A 9,389-nucleotide genomic window follows, 5' to 3' on the forward strand; every position below is an offset into this window, starting at 1 on the left:
CATACACTTTAAGGCATTATATTATGAGAATTTTGGTTGTTGAAGACGATCCTATTTTATCCCACCACTTAAAAGTGCAATTAAGCGATCTCGGCAATCAAGTTCAAGTGGCACTGACTGCCAAAGAAGGTTTTTATCAAGCCACTAATTATCCCATCGATGTCGCCATTGTCGATTTAGGGTTACCCGATCAAGATGGTATTAGCTTAATTCAACAGCTCCGTGAAGCGGGTCTTAAAGCACCAATATTAATTCTCACGGCACGAGTTAATTGGCAGGATAAAGTCGAAGGCCTAAACGCCGGAGCCGATGACTACTTAGTGAAACCCTTTCAAAAAGAAGAGCTTGTCGCAAGGCTTGATGCCTTAGTGCGCCGTAGCGCAGGTTTTGTTAAACCCGTGATTTGCAGTGGAGAATTGAAACTCGATCTCGCCGCCAAACAAGTCACTCTGGGTGACGAAGTCATGGAGGTCACTGCCTTTGAATATTTAATCCTCGAATATTTGATGCGCCATTGTCATGAGGTTGTCGCCAAGCAACGTTTACTCGATGTGATTTATGGTGATAAGGAAGGCGATCCCAATACGATTGAAGTCATGGTCAGCCGCCTGCGTAAAAAACTGACCCGCGATGGTATCGATAACCCCATAGTGACCATCCGCGGCCAAGGATATAAATTTAACCTGCCATGCAATTAAGATTAAAATTCAAGAAACGTCTGCTGACACGGATGTTTCTCACCTCGCTATCAATTATTACCTTAGTGGGTTTTGGTCTCGCATGGATGGTTAATATTCTGCATGCGCAAAATAGTTATAACGAAGAAACGGCCCAACTCATTGCCGAAATTCCCCAAGTCGCCGCCGAATTACGGGAGCACGATCTTATCCCCGATACCAGTGCTTGGCTGGAAGAAAATAATAAACAAGAGCGTTATGTGATAGCGAGTTGCGATGACAAATTTAAGCAGGTTTGGACCTCATCCCTCGCAGTAGATCGTGGCTTATTTGATACCTGTGAGCGTTTTAACGAAATCCGTAACGACTCCCCGCCCTACTACCTCACCATGGCTGACGACAGAGGCTATTTCGTCTATTTGCTCGCGGTAGAAATTGCCAGTGTGCATTACAACCTCCTTGTCATGAAAGATGCCGCCAAACTGGAACAAGAATACAGTAAGTTCAGTAAACGTACTTATATTCGTTTAGCTATGGTATTGGCATTAGCCTTAATTCTATTAGTCAGCGCCGCCTATTGGGGCATGCGTCCCTTGGTACGGATGCAAAATGAACTGCAATCAATTAACCAAGGTAAGAGTAAATCACTTTCTGAGGGCTATCCTGTTGAACTTGAAGGCGTAACGCAAGCACTCAACCAGATGTTGCAACAATCTAGTGCCCAACAACAGCGCTATCAAAATGCTATGAATGACTTGGCACACAGTCTTAAAACCCGCTTAGCCGCCGTGCATGCCATTACAGATGACGCCAGTTTGAGTAAACAATCGGCAAGCGAAAAGATCATGGAACAAGTCAGCCAGATGGATCAGCTGGTCAAATACCAATTAAAACGGGCCATGTTAGGCCGCCAAGGCCTGAAGCAAGAACAAACTGTTATTGCGCCCTTAGTCGATCAATTAGCACAAATGTTGTTTAAAATTTATCGAGAAAAACAAGTGCAGTTCTCGGCCAACATCTCCCCTTCCTTGATGTTCCCCGGCAACAAGGGTGACTTAATGGAGCTGTGTGGCAACCTTATGGAAAATGCTTTCCGCCTGTGTATCAGCCAAGTGCATGTATCGGCTAAAATTAACTCACAAGGTGAGTTTGAACTCATTGTTGAAGATGATGGCCCAGGTGTTGAAGAAAGCTTAAGACAGAAGATTATCCAACGTGGCGTGCGAGCCGATACCCAGTCCCCAGGGCAAGGGATCGGATTAGCTGTCTGTGATGAAATCGTTCACAGCTACGGTGGCAGCTTAAAAATTGAAGAAAGTCGCTTAGAAGGGGCGCTCTTTAGGATCCGTATCCCAGTGTAAGAAACTGGGATACTATCAGGCAATCACCGCATATAGCTGTTCGGCTCGATTAAACATGATCCAAGAAGTGGCAATATATTTGTCACCACTCACAGGTTTATTTCCCCGATGTGAATGAGTAAATCCCGCAGGCGCTATCACCATAGTGCCTTTTTTGGGGGAGATTTTACGCTGTTGATAATAAAATTCGGTTTCGCCGCCCTCTTCCACATCATTTAAATAAAACATATAGAGCACGACGCGATGCAGAGCTTCATTGTGGCCATTCTGCGGGAATTGCTCCGAATGCCAATGGGGATAACCGCCTTTATTTTGCTGATACTTTTGAATATTAATACTGCCACTGCGATACAAATACTTCACTAAGCCATCGGCCCTAGGCGCACCCAGCGTCGCAAAATTAGTCGGAGTTAGCGTTACAGGTTGGCCCTGCTCATCACTCACTGACACTGACACCGCCCCCATTAATGCCATTGAATACTTTGTGAAATAATCTACCGCGCCCTTTAAGGTATAACCTAAGAGTTCGTTTCTGATGGGCTGCAGGTCGACGAAACTATCTAAGGTCAAATCGCGGCTGATCTTCTTCTCCAAATCGACGCCATTGCCCGTATGTCCATCAACAACGCCAGCATGTTGCTCAAATGCCAGAATGAGACGGTCACACAAGTCATTCGGCAACGCATTAGGGTATACTTCAATAAAGTCCATACTTCCTCAATGGAGTGGCTACTTTCTAGGCTTACTATGCTGACATGTTAGTTAAGTAATTGTAAAGCAGCATCATTGAGATAAAATAACCCACATTACGCTTCACGATAACAAGAATATGAAAAAAAGCTGTAAAGTTTCAGTCCATCAACTTCAAGTCGGCAACTTTGTGCGTTTGCCCGTGGCTTGGAAAGATCATCCCTTTTTATTCAGTAGCTTTCATATTAAACAAGCTGCGCAAATCGAGTTGATTAAAAATCTGGGCATCGAACATGTCATCGTCGATTTAGAACGCAGCGACGTCGCCCCGATACATGCTGATGCGGTCAACCCTATCAAATTGCCGCCAAGTGCTGAAATCAATGTGCTTAAAAACGACATGGATCAATACAAGGCTGAGCAAATCGAAGTACAAAAAAAATTACGCCGTGACATTAATAAAACTGAGCAAAATTTTACCCGCTCAGTAGCCATGATGCGCAGCCTCATCTCTAAGCTACGTAATCGCCCCTTAAATGCGGTCGATGACGCCAAAGATTTGGTCCACACCATAGTCGAACAGTTGCTCAACTCAGATAACTTAGTGCTGCATTTGATGAGTGATGCTAAGCAGGATGAAAGCATTTACTACCACTCCTTGAATGTTGCGATCCTCTCTATGCTGATCGCCAAAGAAATGGAATGGGATAGAAGTGAAATCGAAACGGTCGGTCTCAGTGCCCTGTTCCACGACGTGGGTAAATTAAAAATCCCACCACAAATTCTAAAAAAATCGACATCTTGGTCAGCACCAGAGCTTAATTTTATCAAGCAGCATCCATTACTTGGGATTGAACTGCTCAAATTAGCCGATAATTTTCCCCAAGCAGCCTTACCTGCAATCACCAATCACCACGAGTTTCTCGATGGCAGTGGTTATCCCAAAGGCCTAAAGGAAGAGGCTCTCGATAAGGTATCGCAACTGATTGCGGTAGTGAACGAATATGACTCCTTGTGTTACCCAAGCCAACAGGGCAAAGCCAGAATGCCCTACGCCGCACTGGGGCATTTGTATAAGCAATACAAAACTAAGCTAAATCAAGAGTATATTGGCAAGATGATCAAGATGCTGGGCATTTATCCCCCCGGCAGTGTGGTGGAATTATCCAGCGGTCAATATGCCATGGTGATGTCGGTTAACTTAACTAAACTGCTATGCCCTAAGATATTGGTTTACGATGCGTTAGTTCCTAAAGACCAAGCGCCTATCGTTGATTTAGAGATTGAAGGGATCAGCATAGTGCGCTGCTTACCACCTGCGGCGCTTCCTGAAAAAGTCCACGAGTATCTAAATCCGCGCGAGCGAGTGAGTTACTACTTTGGCGGCGATAGTCGTAAGTAGTTGATTAAGAAACTGGCTTAACGATTATGTCTAACGAGCTTCACTCATTTAAGCAAAGTCATCGAGTCTCACTCATTGAATAAAAGTCATTGAATGAACGTAGTTAAATGGCAGTGATAAAAATAAGGGTCGAATATTACATTCGCCCCTTATTGTTAATTCGAGAAATCAACACAGCTAGCGGCTGACTTATAACCAATGCTTACGTTTAAAGAAGAAGTAAGTACCTGCGGCACTGGCTAACATCATCACAATCGCCATAGGGTAACCGTATTGCCACTCAAGCTCAGGCATGCTGGCAAAGTTCATCCCATAACTACTGGCAATCAAGGTCGGTGGTAGAAACACCACAGCGGCAACCGAGAAGATTTTGATGATTTTGTTCTGTTGCAGACCACTGAAACCCATGGCCGCATCGAGCAGAAAGTTTAACTTATCGAAAATAAACTGGCTGTGGGGCATCAGCGACTCGATATCCGACAACATTTCCCGCAAGTCCTTTAAATGTTCATCGGATAGCTGGCCACGATAATAACGTTGCATATAACGCAGTGAACGCTGAGTATCGAGCAAACTTAATCGGATTTTACCATTAGAGTCTTCTTGCAGAGTGATGAGTTTAAATACATCGTCAAGTTCGTCGTTATCAAATACTTGCTCACCGACATTTTCAAGTACAGTGTAAACGTCTTCAATTAAGTCAGATAGATAATCCACTTTCAGATTAAATAATTCGAGAAACAATTCCTGCGGTGTCGATACTTCTAACCGCCCCAAACGCAAATAGTTACGCAGTAAACGGATAAGACCTACGTCTTCTTCACGAATTGTCAGTAAAAAATTGCTACGAAGGTTGAAGGAAACGTTAACGCCGCGCACATCTTGGCCGACACGCTGTGGGAATAACGAATTAATATGCAAGCCGTCACTGTTTTGATAAAAACGTGCTGAGGCCTCAATTTCATTGATATCTTCTTCGTCAGGCACTTCTTCAACAGAAAAATGACTTAACCACTCTCGCTCCTCATCATCGGGTTTATACAGATCTAACCAAATGGTCGACGCGGGAATACTGTCCAGTATGCCGAGCTCTGTCACAGTAAGGTGACGATTATCATAGACATAAGCAGTAATCATTTGTCCTCCTGAAAAAAAACTTAAGTTAACGATTCCACTTAAGTGCAGGCTAAAAAATTGTCGCTAGTTTACCGCATAAGTTGGCAATGAAAAGGCGTGCAAGGTAATTTAGTAAAATAAATATGCCTTAGTCGGTTTCGATAATTGCCAACCGTTCTTGGGTCGAAAAGCGAATATGGATGCCATCAATAGTGACCATTTTCGAGTCTGAAATATCCCCTTTTCGCACACGATACTCGCCGTTATTGTCGGCATTCGGTGACACAATTCTCACAGTGACAATTCTATGCTGATCGCGCCAATACCAAACACTGTAACTCAGCAGGCTAAATCCAATCACCACAAACACACCCGTCAACAGGTATCGGCGCCACAGCGGTTCACTAAAACGCTTTGAACTGAGATTAACAGCCAGAGGTTCAATCTGACGCTTGCGTTTCACCAGCAAAAACCAAGCGCCAGCAATAACTAAGACTGTTAGTAAAATTTTAATGAGCATGGCTCTTTCCTCTGATATACGTCCGCTTGTGCTCAATGGTCTCGGTCAAGCCAGCAGCAATCTTGCATTGACCCTTCAATGCCACACAAGTTAGCGCATTATACGCAGAGTTATGTGGATAAACTGTCTTTGGGATCAAGCTTAAAGTGCACAGTCAAATAGATAAGGCGAATGTATGAGCCACACACATGCACATAGACAAAGCAGAACGTTGAAACAGAGTACAACAGACTTATGACAGGGCGAAAACACTGCGGGACCTATACCTAAAATTGATTGCTACAGATCACAATACTCAACAATTAAGTAAGTACCTGAAATTAAAAATCTTCAAATCCCTTCGCCATCCGCTGAATTTGTGCCAAAGAAACGCCGTGGCGATTACGTTTCGCGCATTCCTGCTGATGAGCCAGACTGCTTGGTTCACCCACAAGCACAATTCTAACTTGATAACCTAAGGCTTTTGCCGCCGCTTCATAGGCCATGTATTCCCAGTGGCACAGATTGGTATTGTCACAAATCACCACTGGCTCACTTGAAGAAAGTGCCTGAATAAACCCAGTCAAATTACATTGATGAAACTCAGGTAATTTCTTGGCATCGAAACGGTATTCATCTTCATGGTAGAAAAAACTATCGGTCGAAAATACGCCACGTTGCCGCACGCCAATGGCTTTTTCTAAAGGAAGGGAAAGAATGTAAGTTTCAACCCAATGTGACTTACCACTGCCCGGTAAGCCACGCATTATAATCGCAACTTTTTCGCTCATGCGTTCGACTCACTGCCAATCACTCGACCCGCTAAAATGGTATCAACCAACTGAGGCACTAACTCCCCCGCTTTTCCTGTGAGATGATATTGAAACTGACTGTGTCTATCAGGTGCCATCATATTCACTTCGACTGTTTGAGCACCATGATGGTTAGCAGTATCCACAAAGCCCGCGGCAGGATACACAGTGCCAGAGGTGCCAATGGCGATAAACAAGTCGCAGTTATCGAGCGCATCGTGAATTCGATCCATCCCTAAGGGCATTTCACCAAACCACACCACATGGGGGCGTAAACGCTGAGCCGGAATACAGCAAGTACAGCAATTATCGATACCAAAGGGCTCACGTAAAATAAAGGTCTGACGCGAGCGCGGACAACGGCCTTTGGATAATTCACCGTGCATATGCAATAGACGGCGCGAGCCCGCACGCTCATGCAGATCATCAATATTTTGTGTGATGATAAGTAATTGACCTTTAAACTCCGCTTCCAACTTTGCCAAGGCCACATGCGCTGCATTGGGTTCAACCGTGCCACTGTGCAGTTGCAACCAACGACTATTGTAAAATCGCTCTACTAATTCAGCATCACGTTCATACCCTTCTGGTGTCGCAACGTCTTCAATATGATGCTCTTCCCATAGACCATCTTGATCGCGAAAGGTGCGTAAACCCGACTCAGCTGAGATCCCTGCGCCGGTTAACACCACAATTTGCTGGTACATGCTGATTCCTTATTATTTTATTTATTTGAATTATTCTCACTGACTTTGGCAGCCGTGAATATTATTCCTTGGTATAACCATACAAAAACTATGCTTGAATTGCCGCAAAATATTGTGATTTAACGCCTATTGACACAATTTATCTGCATATCGCCCTAGAAAGCCAGAACAAAGGTTTAAGTTTTCAACCTGAGCACCTATAATGGCAAACTCTATCCACGGATGAACCTATTGGTTCTGCAATCAAGAGATTAGCAATGACAGATGGAAATCAAGCGCTAAAAAAAGCGGGTTTGAAAATTACCCTGCCACGAGTCAAGATCCTAGAACTGATGCAAGGACCTGAAAACCAACATATCAGTGCAGAAGATTTGTACAAGAAGCTGCTCGATATCGGTGAAGAAATTGGTCTAGCCACCGTCTACCGTGTGTTAAACCAATTTGATGATGCAGGTATTGTCAGTCGCCATCATTTTGAGAGCGGTAAAGCCGTTTTCGAACTATCGACTCAGCATCATCATGATCACTTAGTTTGCCTATCGTGTGGCAAAGTGATTGAGTTTTCAGATGAAGTCATCGAACGTCGTCAAGATGAAATTGCCATGAAACACAATATTAAGCTGACTAATCACAGCTTATATTTGTACGGCACTTGCACCAACGATACCTGTGAGCATAACGACGCCTAAGTCGGCCATTGTGTTTATAAAGCATTAAGCAAAAAACCAGCCTAAGGCTGGTTTTTTATTGGATGATGTTTACGGGTAAACCTCTATAACACCTTGGCGTAGATATTCACTTTATGGCCCATAAACTCATTTTGCTCACGCCAATGCATGCCCACACGCTTAGCCACACCTTCAGAACCGAGATTCCCTGCTAAGATAAGTGCAATCGTCTGGTCAATGCCAAAACGTTTAAATTCAGCTAATGCAGCAAATGCGGCCTCAGTACCAATTCCAGTTCCCCAATACTCTGGGAAATAACGATAACCCAGTTCGACTTCGCTGAATTCTGGAATAAATTTCGGACCACAAAAACCAATCACCCGCTTATCAGCTTTATGCTCTACCGCCCAGCGACCAAAACCATGTTGCTGATAATCGACTTGGATCACCTTGTGAAACAACTCAACCGCCTGCTCGCGAGCTGTAAATGCCGCGGTGGGAATGTATTTCAGCATCGCGGGATTACTGTTCATCAAATAAAGCGCTTCACAATCTTGCTCAGTAAATGGTCGAATAATTAACCGTTCAGTTTGGGTTATCATCTTTGCTCCTTCAAAAATGGCACTTAAAAATCAACCAATGGTTCGCTTAAAGTGCACTGGCGTAACGTCAACGACACTACGCCAATACCTCAAGCTTAACGGTGGAAATCACCACTGCGTTCAGGCTGATACAGGATTTCTTCAATACGCACTTTTACCATAGAACCACCCGGACCTGGCCATTCAATTTCATCACCTTGAGAGAGCCCTAATAATGCGCTGCCCACTGGCGCCAAAATAGAAATCGTGCCCGCGCCGTTCACGTCTTTTGGATACACTAAACGTAAACAGAAAGTCTCATTACTGGATGAAACGCTAAACTTCACTTCTGAATTCATGGTCACCACATTCGCGGGCACCTGTGATGCAGGCACAATATCGGCTCTGTCTAATTCAGCCTCCAATGCCGCTTTGCCCGGAAACGCATTTGCCGGCAGTGACTCCAATAATCGCTCTAGTCTTTCTAAGTCAATTTCCGAAATAATGATTTTAGGTGTTTTCACAGTTTTTCCCTCATAAAAAAATGTGATGTTTAAGCCGTTACTGTGGCTAACATCGACTCTGTTGCTTACCCTCCCCCAATGCGATAAGCCCCATAAAACAAATACGCTCGCAGCGATAGACTGCAACCGTGTTAAATAAATTTGAGTTCAAGATTTTTTGCAGAACAGCACTGAAGCCATAAGCACTTAGCTCATGGTTAATGGCTCTACTCACATTATCCTCGCCAATGACACAGACGAGCGCGTAGTAGAGAAGCATCAATCTAACCCGTAGAAGAAAAAATATCTAGTCTTCATGGTGTTAGCTCAATCCCATTCCTGTCATTTACTGCGATTCGCTGCCGAAATTACA

Annotated in this window: 11 protein-coding genes; 4 read left to right on the plus strand and 7 right to left on the minus strand. The window is 44.1% G+C overall.

From position 1 onward, the window contains the following. Positions 1 to 23: 23 nt before the first annotated feature. Positions 24 to 698, plus strand: coding sequence for a response regulator (locus tag ACHA99_RS10725; protein WP_028759714.1), 675 nt, complete (start codon positions 24 to 26; stop codon positions 696 to 698). Next, positions 689 to 2,038: a sensor histidine kinase gene (locus ACHA99_RS10730; protein WP_028759713.1), complete on the plus strand. Its 1,350-nt coding sequence runs from the start codon at positions 689 to 691 to the stop codon at positions 2,036 to 2,038. The genes ACHA99_RS10725 and ACHA99_RS10730 overlap by 10 nt, the downstream gene beginning before the upstream one ends. 15 nt (positions 2,039 to 2,053) lie before the next feature. Here the strand turns inward: ACHA99_RS10730 and ACHA99_RS10735 are convergent, their stop codons facing one another. Then, positions 2,054 to 2,749, minus strand: a complete 696-nt coding sequence (locus ACHA99_RS10735) for a 2OG-Fe(II) oxygenase (RefSeq protein ID WP_168825391.1) — start codon at positions 2,747 to 2,749, stop codon at positions 2,054 to 2,056. Between the two features lie 118 nt (positions 2,750 to 2,867). On the opposite strand from ACHA99_RS10735, the gene ACHA99_RS10740 reads away from it, so the two are divergent. Then, entirely contained in the window at positions 2,868 to 4,130 is a 1,263-nt protein-coding gene (locus ACHA99_RS10740) for an HD-GYP domain-containing protein (protein WP_393942654.1), read from the plus strand. A gap of 189 nt (positions 4,131 to 4,319) precedes the next feature. Here ACHA99_RS10740 and corA read toward each other — a convergent pair whose 3' ends face one another. The 4 genes from corA to cobB all read right to left on the minus strand — a co-directional run bounded on the left by corA (position 4,320) and on the right by cobB (position 7,264). Next, complete coding sequence (gene corA, locus ACHA99_RS10745) at positions 4,320 to 5,267, minus strand: magnesium/cobalt transporter CorA (protein WP_105252689.1); 948 nt, start codon at positions 5,265 to 5,267, stop codon at positions 4,320 to 4,322. A gap of 127 nt (positions 5,268 to 5,394) precedes the next feature. Next, positions 5,395 to 5,766, minus strand: coding sequence for a hypothetical protein (locus tag ACHA99_RS10750; RefSeq protein ID WP_168825387.1), 372 nt, complete (start codon positions 5,764 to 5,766; stop codon positions 5,395 to 5,397). Between the two features lie 320 nt (positions 5,767 to 6,086). Then, positions 6,087 to 6,536: an ATP-binding protein gene (locus tag ACHA99_RS10755; protein ID WP_393942657.1), complete on the minus strand. Its 450-nt coding sequence runs from the start codon at positions 6,534 to 6,536 to the stop codon at positions 6,087 to 6,089. Continuing rightward, entirely contained in the window at positions 6,533 to 7,264 is a 732-nt protein-coding gene (gene cobB / locus ACHA99_RS10760) for a Sir2 family NAD+-dependent deacetylase (protein ID WP_393942659.1), read from the minus strand. Before cobB ends, ACHA99_RS10755 begins: the two co-directional genes overlap by 4 nt. Positions 7,265 to 7,521: 257 nt before the next feature. Here cobB and fur point away from each other — a divergent pair, with 257 nt between their 5' ends. Next, entirely contained in the window at positions 7,522 to 7,953 is a 432-nt protein-coding gene (gene fur / locus ACHA99_RS10765; protein ID WP_028759706.1) for a ferric iron uptake transcriptional regulator, read from the plus strand. Between the two features lie 83 nt (positions 7,954 to 8,036). On the opposite strand, the gene ACHA99_RS10770 is transcribed toward fur, so the two are convergent. Together ACHA99_RS10770 and rnk are read right to left on the minus strand one after the other, a co-directional pair. Then, positions 8,037 to 8,534 (minus strand): GNAT family N-acetyltransferase, encoded by a 498-nt coding sequence (locus ACHA99_RS10770; protein WP_263148927.1) that lies wholly within the window; start codon positions 8,532 to 8,534, stop codon positions 8,037 to 8,039. Positions 8,535 to 8,629: 95 nt separating this feature from the next. Next, entirely contained in the window at positions 8,630 to 9,037 is a 408-nt protein-coding gene (rnk, locus tag ACHA99_RS10775; protein ID WP_028759704.1) for a nucleoside diphosphate kinase regulator, read from the minus strand. Between the last annotated feature and the right edge of the window lie 352 nt (positions 9,038 to 9,389).

The organism is Shewanella sp. S23-S33 (assembly GCF_043359565.1).
Classification (GTDB): Bacteria; Pseudomonadota; Gammaproteobacteria; order Enterobacterales; family Shewanellaceae; genus Shewanella; species Shewanella oncorhynchi.

Coding starts and splice junctions, on each gene's coding strand:
- ACHA99_RS10750 (WP_168825387.1), bottom strand. CDS start 5,766: ATGCTCATTAAAATTTTACTAACAGTCTTAGTTATTGCTGGCGCTTGG.
- ACHA99_RS10730 (WP_028759713.1), top strand. CDS start 689: ATGCAATTAAGATTAAAATTCAAGAAACGTCTGCTGACACGGATGTTT.
- ACHA99_RS10725 (WP_028759714.1), top strand. CDS start 24: ATGAGAATTTTGGTTGTTGAAGACGATCCTATTTTATCCCACCACTTA.
- corA (WP_105252689.1), bottom strand. CDS start 5,267: ATGATTACTGCTTATGTCTATGATAATCGTCACCTTACTGTGACAGAG.
- fur (WP_028759706.1), top strand. CDS start 7,522: ATGACAGATGGAAATCAAGCGCTAAAAAAAGCGGGTTTGAAAATTACC.
- ACHA99_RS10755 (WP_393942657.1), bottom strand. CDS start 6,536: ATGAGCGAAAAAGTTGCGATTATAATGCGTGGCTTACCGGGCAGTGGT.
- ACHA99_RS10735 (WP_168825391.1), bottom strand. CDS start 2,749: ATGGACTTTATTGAAGTATACCCTAATGCGTTGCCGAATGACTTGTGT.
- ACHA99_RS10770 (WP_263148927.1), bottom strand. CDS start 8,534: ATGATAACCCAAACTGAACGGTTAATTATTCGACCATTTACTGAGCAA.
- ACHA99_RS10740 (WP_393942654.1), top strand. CDS start 2,868: ATGAAAAAAAGCTGTAAAGTTTCAGTCCATCAACTTCAAGTCGGCAAC.
- cobB (WP_393942659.1), bottom strand. CDS start 7,264: ATGTACCAGCAAATTGTGGTGTTAACCGGCGCAGGGATCTCAGCTGAG.